Source organism: Fodinicola feengrottensis, assembly GCF_039530045.1.
GTDB lineage: Bacteria > Actinomycetota > Actinomycetes > Mycobacteriales > HKI-0501 > Fodinicola > Fodinicola feengrottensis.
In genome coordinates, this window is the sequence record NZ_BAAANY010000014.1 from 146,568 (window position 1) to 168,244 (window position 21,677).

General features: G+C 66.2%; 20 protein-coding genes. 12 read left to right on the top strand and 8 right to left on the bottom strand.

All coding sequences use genetic code 11. From position 1 onward, the window contains the following. Nucleotides 1-45 precede the first annotated feature (45 nt). Nucleotides 46-1,170 (bottom strand): AfsR/SARP family transcriptional regulator, encoded by a 1,125-nt coding sequence (locus ABD301_RS20130; RefSeq protein ID WP_163570454.1) that lies wholly within the window; start codon nucleotides 1,168-1,170, stop codon nucleotides 46-48. A gap of 794 nt (nucleotides 1,171-1,964) precedes the next feature. On the opposite strand from ABD301_RS20130, the gene ABD301_RS20135 reads away from it, so the two are divergent. The 7 genes from ABD301_RS20135 (at nucleotide 1,965) to ABD301_RS20165 (ending at nucleotide 8,069) form a co-directional block, all read left to right on the top strand. Continuing rightward, nucleotides 1,965-3,965, top strand: a complete 2,001-nt coding sequence (locus tag ABD301_RS20135; protein WP_344311783.1) for a family 43 glycosylhydrolase — start codon at nucleotides 1,965-1,967, stop codon at nucleotides 3,963-3,965. 119 nt (nucleotides 3,966-4,084) lie between these two features. Beyond that, nucleotides 4,085-5,272 carry a M20 metallopeptidase family protein gene (locus ABD301_RS20140; protein ID WP_344311784.1) on the top strand — a complete coding sequence of 396 codons (1,188 nt, stop codon included), beginning with the start codon at nucleotides 4,085-4,087 and terminating at the stop codon, nucleotides 5,270-5,272. A 23-nt stretch (nucleotides 5,273-5,295) separates the two neighbouring features. Further along, a complete protein-coding gene (locus ABD301_RS20145; RefSeq protein WP_163570460.1) occupies nucleotides 5,296-5,493 on the top strand; it encodes a hypothetical protein in 198 nt (65 codons plus the stop codon). Then, the gene (locus tag ABD301_RS20150; protein WP_344311786.1) at nucleotides 5,490-6,923 is read left to right on the top strand and encodes a sodium:solute symporter family protein; all 1,434 of its coding nucleotides are present in this window, start codon (nucleotides 5,490-5,492) and stop codon (nucleotides 6,921-6,923) included. The genes ABD301_RS20145 and ABD301_RS20150 overlap by 4 nt, the downstream gene beginning before the upstream one ends. A gap of 9 nt (nucleotides 6,924-6,932) precedes the next feature. Then, on the top strand, nucleotides 6,933-7,214 hold the full coding sequence (locus tag ABD301_RS20155) for an SH3-like domain-containing protein (protein WP_163570462.1): 282 nt from the start codon (nucleotides 6,933-6,935) through the stop codon (nucleotides 7,212-7,214). Next, nucleotides 7,207-7,482: an SH3-like domain-containing protein gene (locus tag ABD301_RS20160; RefSeq protein ID WP_163570464.1), complete on the top strand. Its 276-nt coding sequence runs from the start codon at nucleotides 7,207-7,209 to the stop codon at nucleotides 7,480-7,482. Before ABD301_RS20155 ends, ABD301_RS20160 begins: the two co-directional genes overlap by 8 nt. Further along, nucleotides 7,479-8,069 carry a nitrile hydratase subunit alpha gene (locus tag ABD301_RS20165; protein WP_344311787.1) on the top strand — a complete coding sequence of 197 codons (591 nt, stop codon included), beginning with the start codon at nucleotides 7,479-7,481 and terminating at the stop codon, nucleotides 8,067-8,069. The genes ABD301_RS20160 and ABD301_RS20165 overlap by 4 nt, the downstream gene beginning before the upstream one ends. A 6-nt stretch (nucleotides 8,070-8,075) precedes the next feature. Here ABD301_RS20165 and ABD301_RS20170 read toward each other — a convergent pair whose 3' ends face one another. After that, entirely contained in the window at nucleotides 8,076-8,804 is a 729-nt protein-coding gene (locus ABD301_RS20170) for a YqjF family protein (RefSeq protein ID WP_344311788.1), read from the bottom strand. Further along, nucleotides 8,794-9,564, bottom strand: coding sequence for a polyprenyl diphosphate synthase (gene uppS / locus ABD301_RS20175; protein WP_163573841.1), 771 nt, complete (start codon nucleotides 9,562-9,564; stop codon nucleotides 8,794-8,796). The genes ABD301_RS20170 and uppS overlap by 11 nt, the downstream gene beginning before the upstream one ends. Nucleotides 9,565-9,798: 234 nt before the next feature. Here uppS and ABD301_RS20180 point away from each other — a divergent pair, with 234 nt between their 5' ends. Next, nucleotides 9,799-10,572, top strand: coding sequence for an SDR family oxidoreductase (locus tag ABD301_RS20180; protein WP_344311789.1), 774 nt, complete (start codon nucleotides 9,799-9,801; stop codon nucleotides 10,570-10,572). Between the two features lie 47 nt (nucleotides 10,573-10,619). On the opposite strand, the gene ABD301_RS20185 is transcribed toward ABD301_RS20180, so the two are convergent. The 3 genes from ABD301_RS20185 to ABD301_RS20195 are packed head-to-tail and all read right to left on the bottom strand — an operon-like array spanning nucleotide 10,620 to nucleotide 13,374. Next, the gene (locus ABD301_RS20185; protein WP_344311790.1) at nucleotides 10,620-11,279 is read right to left on the bottom strand and encodes a response regulator; all 660 of its coding nucleotides are present in this window, start codon (nucleotides 11,277-11,279) and stop codon (nucleotides 10,620-10,622) included. Beyond that, a complete protein-coding gene (locus ABD301_RS20190; protein WP_344311791.1) occupies nucleotides 11,276-12,103 on the bottom strand; it encodes a sensor histidine kinase in 828 nt (275 codons plus the stop codon). The genes ABD301_RS20185 and ABD301_RS20190 overlap by 4 nt, the downstream gene beginning before the upstream one ends. A gap of 26 nt (nucleotides 12,104-12,129) precedes the next feature. Next, complete coding sequence (locus ABD301_RS20195) at nucleotides 12,130-13,374, bottom strand: sensor histidine kinase (RefSeq protein WP_344311792.1); 1,245 nt, start codon at nucleotides 13,372-13,374, stop codon at nucleotides 12,130-12,132. Between the two features lie 177 nt (nucleotides 13,375-13,551). Here ABD301_RS20195 and ABD301_RS20200 point away from each other — a divergent pair, with 177 nt between their 5' ends. Next, the gene (locus ABD301_RS20200; RefSeq protein ID WP_344311794.1) at nucleotides 13,552-14,043 is read left to right on the top strand and encodes a PH domain-containing protein; all 492 of its coding nucleotides are present in this window, start codon (nucleotides 13,552-13,554) and stop codon (nucleotides 14,041-14,043) included. After that, the gene (locus ABD301_RS20205; RefSeq protein WP_344311796.1) at nucleotides 14,040-15,566 is read left to right on the top strand and encodes a PH domain-containing protein; all 1,527 of its coding nucleotides are present in this window, start codon (nucleotides 14,040-14,042) and stop codon (nucleotides 15,564-15,566) included. The genes ABD301_RS20200 and ABD301_RS20205 overlap by 4 nt, the downstream gene beginning before the upstream one ends. Here the strand turns inward: ABD301_RS20205 and ABD301_RS20210 are convergent. Continuing rightward, a complete protein-coding gene (locus tag ABD301_RS20210; RefSeq protein ID WP_344311798.1) occupies nucleotides 15,550-16,062 on the bottom strand; it encodes a DUF6790 family protein in 513 nt (170 codons plus the stop codon). The two genes, ABD301_RS20205 and ABD301_RS20210, sit on opposite strands and share 17 nt — an antisense overlap. A 91-nt stretch (nucleotides 16,063-16,153) precedes the next feature. Between ABD301_RS20210 and ABD301_RS20215 the strand changes: the two genes are divergently transcribed. Then, a complete protein-coding gene (locus ABD301_RS20215; protein ID WP_163573835.1) occupies nucleotides 16,154-16,711 on the top strand; it encodes a TetR/AcrR family transcriptional regulator in 558 nt (185 codons plus the stop codon). Nucleotides 16,712-16,715: 4 nt separating this feature from the next. Here the strand turns inward: ABD301_RS20215 and ABD301_RS20220 are convergent, their stop codons facing one another. Beyond that, the gene (locus ABD301_RS20220) at nucleotides 16,716-19,622 is read right to left on the bottom strand and encodes an ATP-binding protein (RefSeq protein WP_344311799.1); all 2,907 of its coding nucleotides are present in this window, start codon (nucleotides 19,620-19,622) and stop codon (nucleotides 16,716-16,718) included. Nucleotides 19,623-20,110: 488 nt separating this feature from the next. On the opposite strand from ABD301_RS20220, the gene ABD301_RS20225 reads away from it, so the two are divergent. Then, entirely contained in the window at nucleotides 20,111-21,283 is a 1,173-nt protein-coding gene (locus tag ABD301_RS20225) for a S8 family peptidase (RefSeq protein WP_344311800.1), read from the top strand. The last annotated feature ends 394 nt before the right edge of the window (nucleotides 21,284-21,677 follow it).

The window sequence follows — 21,677 nt, forward strand, 5'->3', positions numbered from 1 at the left end:
GGCCGGAAACTCGGGCTAGGTAAGAGTTGTGGTGGTACTCCGAGATCAGTCGCTATTACCTCCGCCTAGTGCAATTCGGTGGGCCTCGATGGTTGTGGATGAAGGCGTGACCTCGAGGTCGTCCAAGCTCTCCTTGAGCTTCGTCATTGCTGCTCCGACAAGATCTGGCCGCTCTCTTTGAGCATGAAGCCGCATGAGACGTCGGGTGATCTCTTCGTCGGTTGGATCGAGGTCACGCGCCTGCTTGAGATTCTCGGTTGCATAGGCGGTGTTAGACGGCTCCCAGATATCCGCGAGTTGTGTGTAGGCATCTCTAGTTTGTCGACGGCACCACTCCCGAGCGGGGAGAATCCATGCAGCATCATTGCCGCTCGCGAGCTCGCCGCGATATAGACCTACAGCAGCTTCGAGATAGTCTCGCCGTCTGTTGATGTCGTCGCTTTTTTCCGCCCGTATGAGGAAATCTTGAAATGTCCATAGATCGACACTGAAGTCTTCACTGTCGAGGCGATAGTCTGACGTTGCTTTCGTGAAAGTGATGAATTTGCGATCCTTGTGTCCAGTCGCCGTCCTGAAGAGGTCTCGTCCCATCCCGATCGCAGATCTTATGTGTACCAGGGCCTGCGCTTTGGGTAGGTGGGGTAGTAGGTCTTCGCGAATATCATCCATTGTGCCTCCGTCGCGATGGATGGAGAGCCAGAGCACGAGACGCCTTGTGTTCTTCCGAATATGATTCACGATCAACGTGTCATCGACAACGATCCTGGGGCGACCAAACGCAAAACTCCAAGCAAGCTGTCCGCCGTAGCCTATGTTCATCGATTGGACTTCGCTCTTCCGTGGCAAGCTCGGTACGTATGGGCTGTCGGGAGATTTTTTCGCGGCATCCACCTGGAGATTGTCAAGAGCGTCTTCTGCATCCGTGCGCTCGGTTGCCCGTGAACTCAGTCGTTCCAATAGGTCGGCATAGTTCGTTCGATCTACGCCGGCTCCCATCTTGGCCGTTGCTCGGCGAACGAGAAGTTCCCAACCGGTCCTGGCGGCTTCCTGAACATCTATTGCAGCCCCGTAGCCGTCTGCAACCTCGGCGAGCAACCGTGCCAAAGCAATGGCCTCGGATCCTGTCAGATCAAGACAAGTATCCGGATTGTCTGTTCTCTTGATGTTCATTTTCGCCTGCTCACCGCAACAATCGGCCGCGCTGGGGTTGTTTGGTTTTGAAGAGCGCGGGAACTCTTCCCATTAGTCCGCGCCGTGGCTGCTATGCCTGGTCAGTTTGTGACGGGATTAGGCGGCCGGTGGGGATTTGTCGCCAGTGGCCAGGGCGCCTTCGTGCCGTGAGTGCATGGAAAAGGAAGACCCAACCCCAGCCGCCGCACAGGTAGAAGGTCAGCACCGTGAGTACGACATGCACTGCGATCATGCCTGGCTCCATCGAGGATCGACCTTCGATGTACTGCGGGATGGTTTCCACCGTCCACCACGACCGCCCATCCCAATACCCGTGGCGACCGTCGGGCATGTTCTGCCAACCTTCTGAGCGGTCGTCTGGGCCCCGAACTAGTGTCATGAAGACCCCTTCCTCCGGGGTGTCTTGAACTCGGCCTGTCGCTTAGGAGAGTCGACTGCGCACTGAGTGTACCGTCAAATTCGCTCTGTAGGTCCGAAAGCGGACTATTCGCGGTCGCTCAACGTGGGCCCGGCTCACGCCGCGATCACTCTCATGTGCGTATGGGGAGCGACCAAGAGCTGGCTTGATCGTCTGGAGGCCCTTACAGATGCGTCTGAGGGGGGTGACGAGAGCTCGCGGCGAGGGGTCAGGGCACGGATGCGATGGCTGAAGTGGCCGCGCCATCTGGGGCTCGACCGGGAAAGGCTCTTGAAGGTTGGTGCCCGGTGGCGTACGGTCGCGGCAGTTTTCTTCCGGAGGACGGAAAGGGCAGTCGATGTTACGAGCGTGGAGAGTGGCCGTCATTTTCGCGCTGCTGGCGCCAACAGTGCCGGCGGGATTCGTTGATGCGGTACCAGCGGCGGCTCAAGCGGCGGCTCCTGCGCCGGTGATCAGCCGAGATTTCCCGGATCCGGGTGTGCTTGCCGACGGCGGAAACTTCTACGCGTACTCGACGAACAGCAGCTATTCCGGCCAGACAGTGAACGTGCCGGTTGCCACCGCCACTTCGCCGACCGGGCCTTGGACCGCCAATGGTGTCGACGCGTTGCCGACGTTGCCTGGCTGGGTCACCAATGATCCGGCCAGTGGCAACCGAGATGTCTGGGCGCCGGACGTTTCGCGTCGTGACGACGGCGTTTTTCTGATGTATTACACGGCCCATCACAGCAGCGGCCTGCAATGTATCGGGGCCGCGACGGCGAGTACGCCGACCGGCCCGTTCACTCCGGTCGGCGTCGATCCGCTGGTGTGCAACGCGCCCGACCACGGCGACATCGATCCGTCCAGCCTGGTGCTGGACGGCCACCGCTATCTGGTTTACAAGGACAACGCGAACAGTGCCGGGCAGCCGGCTTCGGTGTGGATCAATGAAGTCGCGGCGAACGGGATCAACTGGCTCGGCAACCGTTTCCAGCTGCTGACCGCCGATGCCGGTGGCGACGAGCACAACGTGCTGGACGCGCCGACGATAATACGGCACGGTACGCAATACGTGCTGTTCTATTCGGCGGACGGGTGGGATTCCACGTACCACGTGAAATACGCAGTGTCGTCGACTTTGACCGGCATGTACACAAAGCAGGGCACAGTGCTGGACTCGGCGACTTGGCCAGGGGTGGTGCGAAATCCGGGCGGTCAGGTCGTGGTTTCCGCCGCTGACGGCGACTACCTGTTCTTTCACGCTCTCACCAGCGGTGGTCGTGGCCTGTACGTGACTCGGCTGGACTGGTCGCATGGGGTGCCCAAACCCGCGGGCGTTTCGGCGCAGCCGAACGGAAACTACGTGTTGACCGTGCAGCACAGCGGGCAGTCGCTGGACGTCTACAACGGGTCCACACAGGACGGCGCGAACGCGATCCAATGGCCATATCATGGGACGACGAACGAGGAATGGCGGCTCACGCAGCAGGCAGATGGCTCGTACGCGATCACCGTTCTGCACAGCGGTTTGGTCCTGACCGTCTCCGGAGCGTCCACACAGGACGGTGCGCAGGTCGTCCAGTCCGCGGATCAGGGGTTGCCGAGCCAGCGGTGGTTTCTGGACCAGGATTTCGCCGGTGCTTTCCGGATAGTCTCGGTCGCGACCGGGAAATTGTTGGACGTCACGGGTGCGTCGACCACCAACGCGGCGAATGTCATTGTCTGGCCGAACAACGGCGGCGCTAATCAACAGTGGCGGCCGGACCGGGTGGCGCCGGTGATGCCGCTGGGTGACTCGATCACGTACGGCAACGGCGACGCGAACGACGGCACGTCCTACCGCACCGGGCTATGGAACAGGTTCATGGCCCAGCCTGGCTTTCGGCCGGACTTCGTCGGGTCCGTGACGTGGGGGAATGTGCCCGATCCCAGCAATGAGGGCCATCCCGGCTATCGGATCGACCAGATCTCGGCGGACATGCGGACGTACAATTGGCTCGCGGTGCATCCGCGCTATGTGTTGCTGCACATCGGTACGAATGACATGAACCAGAATTACGACGTGGTAAACGCGCCGGGCCGACTGCGCTCGCTGATTGACCAGATCGCGACCGGTGATCCGGGCGTGACGATCCTGGTGGCGTCGATCGTGCCGTCGCGGGATGCGACGCTGAATGCCCGCATCAACGCGTACAACGCGGCCGTGCCTGGGGTTGTGCAGGCGGCACACCAGGCCGGCGAGGACGTACGTTTCGTTGACATGAACGCCCGAATCAGCGTCGACGATATTTCCGCCGATGGGATCCATCCGACCGATGCCGGCTATCTCAAGATGGGCGACGTTTGGTACGACGCGCTGTCGCCCATCGTCTGAGCGAGCCACCATCAGGCGGAATCGACTGCTTCATCGTGTCCGTTAAAGGTCATCGCGCTGGCTTCTGCCGGTGGCCGTGCCGGACACTACGCAGCATCGCTGGTGAAGGAGTGGGGTCGATGAGCCTTCGTACGGATGCCGCGGAGTTGAGTGACGAGCTGATCGCTTTACGTCGTGAGCTGCACCAGATTCCGGAGATCGGGCTGCACTTGCCGCGTACTCAGGAGAAAGTCCTCGCCGCACTGGACGGGTTGCCGATGGAGGTGACCAGCGGCAAGAGCCTGACGTCGGTGGTCGGGGTGCTGCGCGGCGGCGCGCCCGGCCCGGTGGTGTTGCTGCGCGGCGACATGGACGCGCTGCCGGTGACCGAGCGGTCTGGCGTGGATTTCACCTCTCGGCACGAAGGTTCCATGCACGCCTGTGGACACGATCTGCACACGGCCGGGTTGGTGGGCGCGGCGCGGTTGTTGTCGGCCCACCGGCAGGAACTGGCTGGCGATGTCGTTTTCATGTTCCAGCCCGGAGAAGAGGGCCACGACGGCGCTGGACACATGATCGAGGAAGGGGTGTTGGAGGCTGCCGGTCGGCCAGTGGAGCGAGCGTACGGGCTGCACGTGATGGCCGGGGAATACCCAAGGGGGCTTTTTGTCGCCCGTCCTGGGACCTTGATGGCCGCGTCGGACGGACTGCTCGTACGGGTAATCGGCGCCGGCGGGCATGGCTCCAGCCCGCACCGCGCGCTCGACCCGGTCCCGGCGGCCTGCGAGATGGTCAATGCCTTGCAGACAATGGTGACCAGGGGCTTCAGTATATTCGACCCGGTCGTGGTGACGGTGGGCATGTTCCACGCCGGCACCCGGCGCAACGTTATCCCGGACGAGGCCGTTTTCGAGGCGACCGTGCGATCGTTCTCGCCGCAGGCAAGGGAAAAGATCCAGATCGAGTCGGTCCGGTTGTGTGAGCGGATCGGCGCCGCGTACGGGCTCGAGGTCCAGGCGCGTTGCCAGCCGGAATATCCGCTGACGGTCAACAACGCGCAGGAGTTCGATTTCGTCGCGGCCACCACGAAAGAAGTCTTCGGCGAGGAACGTTTCCAGCAGTTGGCGGATCCGATCGCTGGCTCGGAGGACTTTTCCCGTGTCCTGGACCGGGTTCCGGGTGCGTACGTCTTCCTGGGCGCGACCCGGTCGGCGGATCCCCAGACCGCGCCCGGAAATCACTCACCGCTCGCGACCTTCGACGACAGCGTGCTGTCCGATGGAGCCGCGTTGCTGGCAGAGCTCGCGCTGCGGCGGCTGACGCCGTAGTCCTTTTCCCTTCGGGAGGCGCCATGCGTCCGTACTATCTGATCCCGGCCGTACCAGCGTTGGCGCTGGTCCTGATGCCTGTGCTGCCTTTCCTGAATTCCACCGGTCTGTGGCTGGGACTGCCACGGCTTTTGGTCTGGGGAGCCGTCTGGGTTGCCTTGCTGACTCCCGCGATGCTACTCACTGGGCGCCTGATGTCCCGTGCGGAGGCGGAAAAATGAGTACCGTTCTGGTCATTGCGTTCGTCGGGATCGTTTTCATCGGTGTGTTGGGCTTTCTCGGTCGCCGCCGGCCGGCCGCCAACCTGACCGAATGGACTGTCGGTGGCCGCCAGGTCGGTGCGGTTACCATGTGGTTCCTGCAGGCGGGCGAGATCTTCACGACTTTTACTTTTCTTGGGATGGCTGGGCTTGCGTTTAGCGGCGGGGTGGCGGCGGTCTATGCGTTGCCGTATGTGCCGATCGCCTACGCCGTGCTTTTCTTTATCGCCAAGCGACTCTGGTCTCTTGGTCGGGAGCGTGGCTATCTGACTCAAGGCGACTACCTGGAGGACCGGTTCGGCAGTCGGACGCTCGGCACGCTGTCCGCCGTGCTTGGCGTGGTTTTCGTTTTGCCGTACTTGCAACTGCAAATCACCGGTCTCGGGCTGATCGTCAAACTGGTCACTGGCAACGCGGCCTCGTCGACGATCAGCATGGTGGTGGGATTCGTGCTGGTGGTGGCTTTCGTGTTGTGGGCGGGCCTGCGTGGCGTGGCGGTCACGTCGTATTTCAAGGACGCGATCATGCTGGTCGTGTTGGTGGTGCTGATTGTCGCGATCCCGGTGCATTTCAGTGGCGGCATCCCGGCCATGTTCCAGCGCATCCAGCAGCTGCACCCAGCGGCGTTGACGCTGCATGCGGGGCCAAATGACCAGGTCTGGTTCTTCAGCAGCATGGTGGTCAGCGCGATTGGGGTAGCGTTGATGACGCTGCCGCACCAGTGGGCGCCGCTGCTGTCCGCTCGCGATCCGCAGGTGTTGCGGAAAAACTATACCTGGATGCCCTTGTACGGGGTGTGTATAGCGTTTCCGATGATCGTCGGTTTCGCAGCGATCCTGGTGTTGTCCAAGAACACTTCGGCAAACGGTGTTCTGCTGACCTTGACTCAGCAGGTGCTGCCGCCGTGGGCGGTTGGTCTGATCGTGGTCGCCGCGATCGCGACGGCGATGGTGCCGGCGGCCGGCATCATGATCGGGATTTCCTCACTGGTGGCCCGAAACATCGTGCGTACGCGAAGCGACCGTGGCCAGTTCTGGGTGAATCACGGCACTGTCGTGGTGGCTTGCGCGTTGGCGCTGGTGCTCGCGATCGTACGCCCGGACGCACTCGCCAACCTGCTGCTTCTCACATATAGCGGAACAGTGCAGCTCGCTCCCGCGAACTTGCTGGGCATGCTGCGCAAACGCCTGGTCGGCAAGGTGCCGATCCTGGCGGGCTTGATTGTCGCCGAAGTCGTGGTCATCTGGCTCACCTTCGGCAAGATCCACCTGTTCGGGACGTGGAATGTCGGCATGGTGGGTCTGGGGGTGAATGTTGTCGTTGTCGTGGGCGCCGGGCTGATCGAGCGCGCGTTGGCGCAGCGGACCGCCGCCACCGCCGTTCCGGAGTAGGCTGCCGGCATGGCCAGGATCAACGATGTCGGGGGACTGCAGGGATTCGGTCCCATCGACACCACCGATGACGCCGAGCCGTTCCATGCTGACTGGGAGGCCCGGGTTTTCGGTCTGAACAGCACGTTGGTACGGCAGGGTGTCTACAACCTGGACGAGTTCCGCGACGCGATCGAGCGCATGCCGCCGGAGCTCTATCTGCGTTCTTCGTACTACGAGCGGTGGTTCTACGCGATCCGCACTTTGTTGGTACGCAAGGGCGTGCTGGCTGAGGGTGAGCTCGATGGCTGAGCGGTTCGGGTCAGGCGTACGGGTAAGGACAATTGCCGTCGATCCTGCGCACCACACTCGGATTCCTCGCTACGCGCGCGGAAAGTCGGGTGTGGTGGTGGAGAGCGGGGGCCGTCACCCGCTTCCGGACGTACGCTCGCAGAACCTGCCGGACCCGCCGGTGGAGGCGGTTTACGCGGTGCGTTTCGCGGCCCGTGATTTGTGGGGGGCGGGCGATCACTGGGTCGTGGTCGACTTGTGGGAGAGCTACCTGGAGGTGGACGGGTGAGCGGCGAACATTCCGACGCGCTGATTTCCCGGCAGGTCAGAGATTTGGAGACTTTGTTGGAGGAGCGCGGGGTGCTGGGCGGCCATGCTCTCGACGAGGCTCTCGACGCGTACTTGCGCCGCGCCACCCCGGCCAACGGCCGGCGGATCGTCGCGCACGCGTGGCTGGACGACGGATTTCGTGAGCGTCTGCTGGAAAATGCGAACGTGGCGATCGAAGAGCTCGGGTTCTCCATGGGCGGCGGGATTCAGGAGCAACGGCTGCGGGTTGTGGAGAACACCGCGGAAATCCACAACGTCGTGGTGTGTACGCTCTGCTCCTGCTATCCGATCTCGCTGCTCGGCCCTTCGCCGGGCTGGTACAAAAGCGAGGCGTACCGGTCCCGAGTGGTGCGCGATCCGCGAGCAGTGCTGGCCGAGTTCGGCGTGACCTTGGACGGGGGTGTCGACGTCACGGTGTGGGATTCCAGCGCGGAAACGCGGTATTTGGTGCTGCCACGGCGACCGGCCGGCACGGACGGCCTTTCTGCGGATGAGTTGGTCGACCTGGTTACCCGCAACGGTCTGATCGGCACCGCTGCGGTGTGAGTCACATCAGGCGGGTAGGGGTGGACCGAACCGGACCGGGACGCCGGGGGAATAGAGGACGCTGACCGGTGGCGTGGTGGGTTGCGGTAGGCCGGCGGCGCCGATCAGATGGTCGTCGAGGGAAAGTAGTTCCGCGCGGTGCAGCGGCCAGGTCGGGTGTTCGTTGGGGATATAGCGCGTGCGACCGTACGAGAAGACGTGTAAACCCCAGCGTGCGGTGAGAAAGTGCTCCAGTGTGGTGGGTTCGGTGATGCGTTCGCCTTTCCAGGCCACCACTGCGCTGGTGACGGCTCGATGTCCCTGCCGCCGTCTGCAGGTGTAAGTGAAAACGTCGCCGGTGCGTCGCATCTGCATCGACGACCAGATGTATGGCAACGACAGCCCTAGACGGCCCGCGACGACAGGCGCCAACCGGGCCGCGTCCAGCGAGCGGAAGACTACTGCGCGTCGGTCGTCGGCGTCGACTGAATAGAGCCGGACGTTTGTTTCCCAGAAGGTGCCGAAATACGGTAGACCCGGGGTCGCCAGCAGGCCGACTTTGTCCATCTGGAAGGGGACAAGTCCCACGTACGTGACGCCATCCAATAAATCCGGGCGGGTGCCGGCCGGCAGGAGCGGCGCCACCAGGGCCGGTTCTACCGGCCAGTGCAGGAAAGTGAGGTCCCGCCACCACTGGGTGAGCATCCGCCGGCGGACTGGCCGGGGCGTCAGGGCGGTGATCGGCTCAGGTGGCATTCTTGCGCTGCGCGTACGTCCGCAGGGCGCGGAGGAAGTCGATGTGCCGAAATGCCGGCCAGTATGCGTCGCAGAAGTGGTAGTCCGAATGTGCCGTCTGCCACAACAGAAAACCGGAGGCGCGGACCTCGCCGCTGGTCCGAATCACCAGCTCCGGATCGGGCAGATCGCTGGCGTAAAGGTGTTTGGCGATGTCGTCGGGAGTGAGTGTTTCGGCGACTTGTTTCAACGTACGGCCGGCTTCGCCGTTCTCCGTCAACAAAGAACGGACGGCGTCGGTGATTTCCTGGTGGCCGTCATAGCCGACGGCGACGGTGACGTGCCCATCGACCTTGCGATCGCGGGTCGCGTCGACGGCGACTTTGAGCGCGTGCGCGGTGGAATCCGGGAGTGCGTCCAGCCGGCCGGCCACCTGCACCCGCCAGCGGCTGGCCGGCCGGGCGAGGTGGTCGGCAACCACATTTTCGATAATATCCAAGAGAAACTGGACCTCGGGCGCGGCCCGGGAGCTCAGATTGTCCAGCGAAGCGACGAAAACGGTGACATGATCGATGCCGGCTTCGGCGCACCAGCCCAGCAGGTCCTCGACGTGCTCGGCGCCGTACCGATGACCGACGCTCGGATTGTCGAACCCCATCTGCCGGGCCCACCGCCGGTTGCCGTCCATGATCAGCCCGACATGCCGCGGGAGTGGCCCTTTCGTCAGCTGGCGGGTGAGCCGGCGACGGTAGAGGCCGTATGCCAGGTCCTTCAGCGCCATTCAGGAAACCTAACACGGGGTATCTGCGTACGAGCGTGTGCAGATTTGGCTCCCCCGGATGGTCCCACCCTCGGGGCTGGGTACGACGAAAACGGCGACGAGCCGAAAACGGCGACGAGCCGATAACGACGAGCCGAAAACGGGGACGAGCCGGAGACAGCGACCCAGACGAAAACGGCGACGAGCGGGGTTAGGGTTCCGCGAGGTGGTCAACGGCGGCGAAAGGCAGTGGCGATGGATCTCGGGCTGACCGGGCGGGTGGCGCTGGTGGGTGGCGCGTCGAGCGGGTTGGGGTTGGGGATCGCGACCGCGTTGGCGCACGAGGGGGTGAAGGTGGCGCTTGGGGCGCGGCGGGTGGAGCTCGTACGGGAGAACGCGGAGCGGTTGCCGGGCGCGATCGGGGTGTCGTTGGACGTACGCGATCCGGGGAGTACGTCGGTGGCGGTCGCGGAGACGGTCGAGCGGCTCGGACCGGTCGACATTCTGGTGCTGAACGGTGGCGGGCCGCCGCCGGCGACCGCGTTGGACGTCACCGAGGAGATGGCGAGAGACGCCGCTGAGCTGCTGCTTTATGGACATTTGCGGCTGGTCAGGGAGTGCTTGCCGGGCATGCGGGAGCGTGGGTGGGGGCGGGTGATCGCGGTCAGTTCGACGTCGATCGACCAACCCATCGAGGTGTTGGCGACCTCCGGGATGTTCCGCAGCGCGCTCGCCGCCTACCTCAAAATGCTGGCGGACCAGCTCGCGACCACCGGAGTGACCGTCAACCTGCTGCTCCCGGGCCGCATTTCGACCGCGCGAGTAGACGGAATGGACCAGCTCGCCGCGCAGGCGCAGGACATCGCCGTCGAGGAGGTGCAGTTCCGGTCGCAGCGGTCGATCCCGGCCGGCCGTTACGGCAAAGTGGAGGAGTTCGCGGCGGCGGCCGCTTTTCTGTGCTCGCAGTCGGCGGCGTACGTCACCGGCCAGCGCCTGCGGGTGGACGGCGGACTCGTCCGCGGTTTTTAACCGTGACGTTGCGGGGGTATAGAACGGGTGTCACCCTCGGGATGAGTTCAGCGGGTGACGAGCCCGGCGTCGTACGCGAGCAGGCCGGCCTGGGTCCGGTTGTTGCAGTCCAGCTTGACCAACATCCGCGACACGTACCCCTTGACGGTCGCCTCGGACAGGAAAAGCCGGCCGGCGATTTGGGCGTTGGAGAGGCCTTCGCCGAGGCAGGTGAGCACGTCGACCTCGCGTTCGGTGAGGCCGCGGACGAGTTTGCGGGCCCGGTCGCGCACCTCCTGCTCGTCGGCGGAGGCGGCGACGAGGCGACGGGCGGCCGCTGGGGACAGCACGGTGTGGCCGTCGGCGGCGACCCGGACCAGGCCGATCAGGTCCTCTGGTGGTGTGGACTTGACCAGGAATCCGGCCGCGCCGGCGCGCAGGGCCCGGATGACGTACTGGTCGGCGTCGAAGGTGGTGAGGGCGACGACGGCCGGCGGGTCTGGCAGCTGGCGGATTCGCTCGATCGCGGTTAAGCCGTCTACGCCCGGCATCCGCAGGTCCATAAGGACAACGCGCGGGCGGTGGCGTACGACCGCTTCGACGGCGGCGGCGCCGTCGTGGGCCACGTCGACCACCTCGATGTCGTCGGCCGAGCCGAGGATTGTCCGCAGATGGGCGCACACCATGGGCTCGTCGTCGACGACGATCACCCGGATCGGGTCAGTCATGTCGCTTCCTCGTGGTCGATGCGGAGCACGCCGATCATGTCGCGGAGTTCTTCCAGCGCTTCGCAGCCGACCGTACGCAGGTCCTCCGCGGCGGACCGAATGGTGGGGTCCACTGTGGACATCCGGACCGCGCCGGCCTGCAGCACCATCAGGCTGATCCGGTGGGTGACCACGTCGTGCAGGTCGGCGGCGAGCCGCATCCGCTCCTGCGCGCGGGCCTGTCCGGCGGCCAAAGCGCGATCCCGTTCGGCCCTTTCCGCGCGGTCGGTGGCTTCCCGGAGCAGTCGGGCCCGGGCCGCCAGGTATGCGCCCAAAAGTGCCGGCACCGCGGCGAGAGAGACCCCGCCGTAGAGCACCGAAAGGGACAGGTCCCACGGCCGGGCGGCGACCAGCGTGATCACCGCGAGCAGCCCCCACACGTACCGGCCGCGGCGCGAGCGCTCGCCGAAATGGATGACCGTGTTGGCGGTCATGCTGGCGGCCAGGGGCAGCCAGGCATCAATTTGCAGGGGCACCGAGAACGTCGCGCCGGACGGGTTCGCGATGACCGCGAGCAACACGACCAGCAGGAGGATCGAGCTGACGGTGACCGGATATCGGCGCCGCCACAGCAAAACCAGGCTCGCAGGCACTTGCAGGCCCACCGCGATCCACTGCCATGGCGACGTCAACCGGCCATCCCACGGCAGCAGGCCGACGACCATCACCAGCACACCCACCAGCAGCAGGCCGGTGGCGAGGCCGATTTCCCAGCGGGCGTCCGACCGCGACTGCCAGGTGGGCAGTCGCAGCCACGCCGGCCGAGTGGACGCCTGGGCTGCCATCGACTCCACGGTAGACCCGGGCGCGGTCATCCGACCGCCGTCGGCACGTACGCCGGCAGGGTGACCTCGACCGCGAAGCCGCCCTCCTCGTTCGGGCCAGCGTGAAACGAGCCGTGCACCAGCTCCACTCGGTGCCGGAGCCCAGTCAGCCCGCTTCCTGAGCCGGTGCTGGAAAGTGCCTGGTCAGCGGGGCGTACCGGCGCATTGTTGCGTACGGTCAGTCGCACTTGGTCGGCGCCGTAGCGGACCTGCACGCGTACGTCCGTCCCCGGTGCGTGTTTATGCACGTTCGTCAGGGCTTCCTGGACGACTCGGTACGCGGTCCGGCCGACCGCCGGCGAGATCATCAGTGGGTTGCCGGACTCGTCCAGCGACACCCGGATCCCGGCGGTAGCGGAGTCGGCGACCAGCGCGGACAGGTCGGGCAGCGACGCGGGCAGGTCTTTGCGCTCCGAGTTCTCGTTGTCAGCGGGCGGATTTTCCCGCAGTACGGCGACCAACTCGCGGAGCTCATCGAGGGCCTGGACGCCGGAGCTGCGCAGATCCTCGGCGGCCGAGCGGGTGCTGTCGTCGCTGGCCGCGACCCGCAGCGCCCCGGCCTGCAGCACCATCAGGCTGATCCGATGGCTGACTACGTCATGCATTTCGGCCGCGAGCCGGGTCCTTTCCTCCGCGCGGGCCTGCTCGGCGAGCAACTGTTGCTCGCGCTCGGCCCGCTCGGCGCGCTCGGTCAGGGCCCGGATGAGCCGCCGCCGGGCGCCGATGTAGAGGCCGAGTAATGCTGGTACGGCAGTGAAAAGCAGTCCGCCGCTGACCGTACCGAAATCCGCCTGCCACGGCCGGACAGCAATCGCGGCGAGCGCGACGATCAGCATCCACGCGTAAATCCGCCGCCGGCCGGTGGGGGTGTAGACGATCGCCGAATAGAGCACGAAAGGCATTTCCAGCGTCGCCCACGCACCGCTCGGATCGTCCGCCGGCACCAGGATCGTGCCAGTGGTCGCGAGCAGGCCGATCGGGGTGGCGGCAATGGCGATCAGTTCCAGCAGGCAAAGCGCCACCGGGACACGCCGCCGGAGCAGCAAAGTGGCAGAGGAGACCACGTGGCTGATCAGCAACAGCCACGGAACGTCGAGCACGAAGCGGTCCTGCGCTGGATGCCACGAGACGATCGTGATCAGGATCGGGATGCCGCCCACGGCCACGCCGGCGGCCAGCGCGATGTCGATGAGGGCATCGCGCCGGGATTCCCAGAATGGTCGCCGAAACACGTACGCCAAGGTAGTGGCCGCTGTGCGCGTGGCGGCAGGGATCGGCGCGGACACCCTACGAAAGTCGCACGCCAGCTGGGTGAACGCAACTTTCGTCGGCGCCGCCCGATTCCTTTCCAGCTGGCCGGCCCGTCCCCGAACCGCCAGGATCACCCGTATTCTCGGAGGGAGACGGTGATGGTCGAGGTGCAGTTGCGGCCGCCGCGGCATCGGGTGCAGCGCCGGGCGATCGCCTGGTGGAGCGTAAGAGCGCTGGTGGTCGTGCTTCCGCCGGCGGTGGTGTTGGCCGCGTTGGCGGCGTTGATCGAGCCGGCGCGTACGGGCCTGCTCGTCGCGTTGGCGGCGGTGGTCATTGTCGGAGCCGGCTATTTGATCGTGATGCCGCAGTGGCGTTATCGGGTCCATCGCTGGGAAACCACCGCGGACGCCGTCTACATCGCGTCCGGCTGGATCTGGCAGGAGTGGCATGCCGCGCCGATGACCCGGATCCAGACCGTCGACACCGTACGCGGCCCCCTGCAACAACTTTTCCGGCTGGCCGGCGTCACGGTGACCACCGCCTCGGCGGCTGGCGCGATCACCATCCAGGGCCTGGACCGCCAGGTCGCGGCCGATCTTGCCTTGCAACTGACCGAAATCACCCAGGCCACGCCCGGGGACGCGACATGAGCGGCGGTTGGCAGCGGCTGGACCGGCGGATGTTGGTGCCATCGCTGACCGCGCTTTCGCTGCCCGTGCTGGGAATGCTGTTCGCGCTGACTCTCGCCGGGTGGCAGGTCACCACTGGGGTCGGCGTCACGGCCATCGTGATGGCATCCGTTCTGGTGGCGTTCCTGATGGTGGCAGTGGCCCACTCGGTGCGCTATTTCACTACCCGCTACCAGATCAGCGACGAGCGGGTCGAGCTGCGCTCCGGGCTGGTTTCCCGTACGCACCGGTCGATTCCACGCGCCCGCGTCCGCAGCGTCGACCTGACCTCCGGGCCGCTGCACCGACTTTTGGGTCTGTCGGTGGTGAAAGTCGGCACCGGCCGGCAGATCAAGGACGCGGACAAGGACGAGCTGGAATTCCATGCGGTCTCGCAGCGGCAGGCGGTGGCTCTGCGGCAGGAATTGCTGCACCGGACCGAAAATGCTGGCGACGTACGGGTCATCGCCACCCTTGACCGGCGGTGGCTCCGGTACGCGCCGCTCACGCTGTCGACGGTCGCGGTCGTTTACGGGGTGGTGGGCGGTGTCACCGAGCGGGTAGTCGAGGCGGCGCCATCGCTGCCTTGGCTCTTTATCCAGTGGGTGGCCGGATTCCTGTCCGTCTCGATCGTGCTCGCGGTGCTGATCGTGCTGGCCGGCGCTTTCCTGATCGGGCTGGTCGTGTCGGCCGTGCAGTATGTCGAGGGATGGTGGGGTTTTCGGCTGGAGCGTGAGCACGGCGACACGCTGCTGGTCACCCGCGGGCTGATCACCACTCGCTCGGTCACGCTGGAGGAACGGCGGATCCGCGGGGTGGAGATCGCCGAGCCGCTGCTGGTCCGCTGGGCCCGCGGTGCTCGTACGAAAGTTGTCGCGACCGGAGTGAAATCGACTCGCGAATCGCGCAACCAGGATGCCTTGCTGCCGCCGGCCACTCGGGCCGCCGCGCACCAGGTCGCGGCCGCCGTGCTGCGGGAGCCCGCGGACCCGACCCGTACGCCGCTGATCACCCATCCGCGGGTGGCGCTGCGCCGCCGGTTGGTACGAGCCGCCGCCGGCTGGCTGGTAGCTGTGCTCATTTCCCTTGTCCTACCAGTATTTTCGACGACGTTGCCGTCTTGGTTGCCGTGGATTGTCGCGGTGCTGGGGACTCCGGTGGCTGTCCTGTTCGGCATCGACGCCTACCGGAATCTCGGGCACGGACTTTCCGGGAAATATCTGGTCACTCGCTCCGGAACAGCGGTCCGTCGTACCGTCGCGTTGCGCCGGAGCGGGGTCATCGGGTGGCGGGTCCGGCGATCGCCTTTCCAGCGCAGAGCCGGATTGTGCACGGTCATCGCGACCACCGCCGCGGGCAAATGCGCCTATCGGATCCGGGATGTCCGGCTGACCGACGGGCTCGCCTTCGCCGAAGAGGCGGCACCGGGCATCCTGACTGATTTCCTTAGTTCTGGTGGAAAGTCAGCTGATCGCCGCCGGTCCGTGGCTAACGCAGGGCACTAGCTTTTTTGTCGAGCCGGCGGGACGCCAAGATCAGGATCAGGGCGACCACTGGAACTCCCACGTCGGCCAGCAGGATCGTGCCGACGTTCCCGGGCTGGATGTCATTGTTCACCACGAAGTTGTAGACGTGCTCGATGGCGGCGCCGACCAGGAAGATCAAATAGGCGACCATGCTGACCTCGCGAGCGTGGTCTTTCACTCGTACGCACCAAAAACCGACGACCGCGAAGCCGAGGTTGGCGGTCGCCACCTCCCATTGGAACCCGCTCGTCTGATAGCCGATGACCGCCGCGAAAGTGTCCGTCGCGAAGAAGAACGCGACGGCGATCCAGAGCGCGCCGAAACCGACCGCTGCCCCGAACCACCAGCGCAGCCAGGTCTCCAGCCGCTCCGCCGCGTTCGCCGGCCGGCGAACGGTCGTGCTCACCAGTGCGCCGATCACCGCGACTGTCGGGAAAACCATCGGCATCACGTTGGCCTCGATAACGTACGACATGTCCCACTCCTTAAAGCGAAGGCGATTGCGTTAACGTCAAGCTAGCAAGAACAGCGGCTAAACGCAACTATCTTCGTGTTAGGTTGTGGTGGTGACGACAGATCGAGCGCGGAGCAGGCCAGGTGGGCGGACGGCCGCGGTACGCGAGTCAGTGCATGCGGCGGTGCTGGAGCTGCTGGCCGGCCAGTCCTGGGCAGAAATGACGTTTCCGCTGGTCGCGGAGAAGTCCGGCGTACATCCGGCAACGCTCTACCGGCGCTGGGGCAGCGTTTCCGGGCTGCTCGAGGATGTCATCTCGGCGCGTCTGGAGCGCCTTTCCGCGTTGCCGGACACCGGCTCGCTGCGGACCGATCTGGCCGCCTGGGGAGCTGGACTCGCCGCCGATCTGGCCGGCGTTCCGGGCCGGGTGTTCCTGCGTGCCGCGCTGCTCGCTCAGGAACCCGGCAGCAATGGCGGATACATGACTGGGCGTACGAATGACATCCAGACGATGCTCGACCGCGCAACCGCCCGCGGCGAGCACTCACCGAGCCTGCAGGAGGTATTCGAGATCCTGATCGCGCCGATCTACGCGTACGCGCTGTTCAACTGGGACGACGTCGCCCCCAACCGAGTCGTGGCCCTCGTCGACCGGCTCTGTCCTTCCTGACCCGTCAGGACTCGCGGAGGTCGGCGCGGGTGCGGGCGCCGGATTTGTGCAGGACGCGGGCGACGTGGTGTTCGACGGTTCGCGGGGACAGGAAAAGGACCTCGGCGATTTCCCGGTTGGAGTGGCCGCGGGCGAGCAGTCGGGCCACGTCCTTCTCCCGTGGCGACAGTTCGTCACCGTAACCGCGGCGGCCGCGGCGGGATCGTACGACGGTGCCGTGACCGCGCAGGGCGTGCTGGCAGCGGGCAGCGTCGCGGGTAGCGCCGAGGGCGGCGAAGGTGTCGGCGAGCGGGCCGAGCTGTTCGGTCGGGTCGGCGCCGCGGGCGACGGCGGCCAGCGCGGCCCGCTCGGTGGCCAGCGCCGCGTCGTACGGAGCGGGCAGCGCCTCGTACGCCTCGGCGGCGTCGCGGAGGCGGCCGGTGGCGCCGCGTACGTCGCCGGTGAAAAGGCGCAGGATGCCGCGGCCATGCAGCGAAGCGGCCTGGGCGAGGGGAGTGTCGCTGCCGGCGATGCCCAGGTCGTACGCGTCCAGGAGGGCCTGCGCGGTGGCGATTTCGCCGTTGCGCGCGTACGCCTCAGTGGCGGCCGGCAGCAGCTCGGCGGCCCACGCCCAGACGCCCTTCGCGCTGGCCAGCGCGAGGCTGCGGCTGGCCGCGTGGGCCGCTGAGACGACGTCGTCACGGGACAGGTAGAGGCGCGTGCGGGCAGCGGCCGCGGAAATGACCATCGGGGCGCAGGACTCGGTGGCGCTGAGGAGGCCGGGCCGGTCGAGCCGGTCCAGTGCCGCGTCCCACTCGCCGGCCGCGATGGCCAGCGACGCGAGCACCAGGGACAGCTCGTCGGCGACGATCTGCACGTCCAGGTAGCGGTCCAGGAGCTGCTCGCAGCGCTCGGCGAGGCCCTCCCACCGACCCGTCCACCAGTCCAGATGCGCCTCGGTGGCGTCGGTGACGCTGCAGACGTACGGGACTGCGCCGCCGGCGCCGGCCAGCTCCTGGCTGGTCCGCAGGAAGCGACGGGCAGACGAGAAGTGTCCGACCCAGCCGCACGCGTCGGCCACGTTGGCGTGCGCCCTGGTCAGCGCGCGGCGCTCTTCCGAGTCGTCGCTGCGATCGGGCAGCTCCAGCGCCTGCGGGAGGCCGGCCGGGTCGCCGAGCTGGATGAGCGTATGCAGCTGGTTAGCGGCCGCGCTGGCCCGTACCGCCGGGTCCGCGGACCGCTGGATGCCCTTCTCCACCAGCGGCAGCCACCGCTGAGCCTCGCTCGCCGGCGTCTCGCCGAACTGGGCCACCGCGAGCACCGACATGCCCATCAGCGCGGAGGCCGGGTTCGAGTCGGCCAGTTGGGCGACCGCCTCCTCCAGGTCCTCACGGCCGGCGTCGAGACTGCCGGACCTGCGTAAGGACAGCAGCCCGCGCTGGAACCTCAGCTCCGCCCGAGTGGCCGAGGTCAGCCGCGGATCTTCCAGCAGCTGCCCCAAAACGGTGATCATGCCGCGCTCGCCCACCATCCCGAGCGCGGACTTGCCCAGGGCCAGCGCGACCCGGTTGACCTGCTCGGTGGAGATCGTCGGCTCGTCGATCAGCTCCAGCAGCAGCTCGCTGGCCAACGCCGAGTCGCCACTGTCGTGCGCGACCAGCGCCGCGCTCTCGGCGGTGCTGAGCCACTCGCCAATCTGCTCGGCGGCCCGCAGGTGGTTGGCGATCTGGACGTACGGTAGCGACGGCCCGGCCCGCAGCACCGCGGCCGCCCGGGCGTGCAGACCGCGTCTATAAGGGCCGTCGAGTGCGTCGTAGACGGCCTGCCTGGCCAACGCGTGCCGGAAGCCGTACCGGTTCGTGGACGCCTCCACCAGCACGCCGGCCCGCAGCGCCTGCACGATCCCGTCGTCGGTCTCGGCGGCCGGCAGGTCGGCGACCGCCATGATCAGCGCGGCCGACGCCGGCACCGCGAGCACCGCGGTCGCCTGGGCCACTCGTACGGCCGCGGGCGACAGCCGGTCCAGCCGGTCGGCCATCGCCTGCCGGAGCAGGGTCGGCACCTCCAGGTTGTCCAGCAGCCGCTCGGCGGCGCTACCGGTGGCTCGTACCGCACCCGCCGGGTCACGCAGCGCGTGCAGAGTTTCCTCGATGGCGAAAGGGATCCCGGCGGTACGACGGAACAGTCGGCCGGCGAAGTCGGCGGACACGTCCTGCTCGCCCACCAGCGCCGCGGTCAGCCGGCCGACGTGGCCCTCGTCCAGTGGCGCCAGCCGGATCACCGCGGACGTGGTGCCCGGGCCCTGCCGATGCGCGCCGGTCAGCGGCAGCGACGCGGACTCCTCGGGGCGGTAGGTGGCGACCACACACATGTTGTCGGCCGGCTGCGACACCAGGAAATGCAGCAGGTCGGTGGTGCCCTCGTCCGCCCAGTGCAGGTCCTCCACCACCAGCAGGGTCGGGCCGCAAGTGGCCAACAGCTCGCGTACGGCCCGGAACATCCGGTGTCGTTCGGCCCTCGCGTCCCCGAGCGGGGCGGGCTGCGCGGGCAGATGATCGGCGATCTCGGCCAGCATCGGTCGCAGCGCGCCGAGCAGCGGATTGAGCGGCCGGCCGGTCCGGCGTAGCCGCTCCAGGTGCTCGCCGGCGCCGCCGAGGGCGTCCACGATCGGCCCGTACGGGAACGGTTCGCGCAGCGGCTGACACCAGCCCATCGCCGTCCAGTGCCGGCGCAGCTCCGGCTGGGCCAGCAGCTCCTGCAGCAGGCGGCTCTTGCCGATTCCGGCCTCACCTTCCAGCAGCACCACCGCGGGTGGCTGGCTGGTGACGTCGATCAGGGCCCGCAGCTCAGCGGTCCGGCCCACCAGGACGGGCGAGCTGGCCCGTACCAAAATGGCCGAACCGGCGGGCTGGCTCGCCTGTTCCCCTCGCATGAGCACCCTCGCTCCCGGAGACGAGTGGTTCGCACTGGGTGAGATGAACCCTCGTACGCGTGGCAGATTCTCCCGAATTACGACGTAGTGTAGCCCGATTTACATAACGCAGGGTGACGGTTGCCGGATCGAGTGGAGCGATTGCCTCGGGTATCGCATCAATTCATCCCAATTCGGACGATGGTCCCTGGAGTGGCCCGGTCTGGTCCTTAATAGTGCCGGACCGTGTCAACTCCCACGTTTGTGCCTTGCTGGCATGCAACAGGCAATACGCAGCAAAAGCCAGCATTAGATGGGTGCTGCCTACGCATTGTTTAGGAATCGTTATGGACCGAAAGTTGGTCCAATGCGGCCGTGTCACCCCGCTTCCTGCTCTCGTACGCCTCAGGACCTCGCGTCATAGCAGGACAGGTGGTTATCCATGACGGAGAGTGATCGCCCGGTACGGCTGCTCGCCCGGAACAACTGGGATCTTCAAGGAGGAAGCCGTGAATCCGATCGCCACCAGAGCCGTGCGTACCTTGCTCGCCAGCGCGGTTGTCGCGCTGACCGTGGCTGGCAGCGCGCTTGCCGGGATGCCTGCGCAGGCCGCCGGTGCCCGTACGACGCCAGCGCCCTATGTCACGCACGGCGCCAGCGCTGTCACCGGTGAATACATCGTCCAGGTGGCGCCCGGCGCGAACCCGGCCGCGGTGGCCCAGTCGATGGGCGTACGCCCCGAGCACGTCTACACCAAGGTGCTGCACGGATTCGCCGCGAAGATGTCCAGTCAGCAGCTCAGCACCGCCCGGATGCAGGCGACCGTACGGTCGGTCAATCAGGACGCTCGCATCCAGGTCGATTCGGTCCCGTCGTGGGGTCTGGACCGGATCGACCAGCCGAACCTGCCGCTGGACAACCAGTTCACCGTGACGGCCACCGGCGCCGGTGTCAGCGCGTACGTCATAGACACTGGCATCGACACCACCAACGCGGATTTTGGTGGCAGGGCTCAGATCGCGTACGACGCGACCGGCGGTGACGGCAAGGACTGCAACGGTCACGGCACCCACGTCGCCGGCACGATCGGCAGCACCACGTACGGGATCGCGCATCAGGTCAGTCTCTATGCCGTACGGGTGCTCAACTGCGCTGGCCAGGGCTCGTACCAGGATGTGATCGCCGGCATGGACTGGGTGGCCAACAACGCCCACAAGCCGGCCGTCGCCAACATGTCACTCGGCGGCCCGAGCGACTCTGGCGTCGACACCGCCGCCACCAACCTCGCCGCCTCCGGCGTCTTTCTGGCCGTAGCGGCCGGAAACGACGGCGCCGACGCCTCCGGCCACTCCCCGGCCGAAGCCCCCGGCGTCTTCACCACCGCCGCCAGCGACAACGCCGACCACAACGCCAGCTGGTCCAACTATGGCTCCCTGGTCGAGGGCTATGCCCCGGGCGTGAACATCACGTCGCTCTGGCTCAACGGCGGCACAAACACGATCTCCGGCACCTCGATGGCCACCCCGCATGTGGCCGGGGTCGCGGCACTTTACAAGTCAGCCAACGGTGACGCTTCCTCGGACGCGGTGATTTCCTGGCTGCAGAGCCACGCCTCCAAGGGCGTCATCTCGAACGCACCAGCCGGCACGACGAAGGATCTGCTGCAGACCGCAGGCCTTTAAGACCTCGGGCGCCCGCCATTTCCCCGGCGGGCGCCCGATATTGTCGCCCGTGTCTCCCGGCCTGACTGCTACTCCAAGCGTACGAGCTGCGCATCGGATTCCGATTGTGCAGATCTCTACGTAGGGTGCGGCGCGAAATTGTCGTAGGTGTCTGTTTTTATTTCCCCCTCCCTTTGAACGGGCGGGGGTGGGTTGAGAGGTAGTCCTTAATTTTTAGTTGAACATTGGTCCTCAAACCCGCCCCCCACCCGTCACTGGGTGGGGGCAAATCTGCCGGAGGGGTACGACAGTTTCGCGCCGCACCCTGTGTAGAGCTGCACAATCGGACTCCGATTGTGCAGCGGGTGGGTGGGGTGCCCTGGCGGCGTTATTTGCGGAATCCGGTTACTGGCGG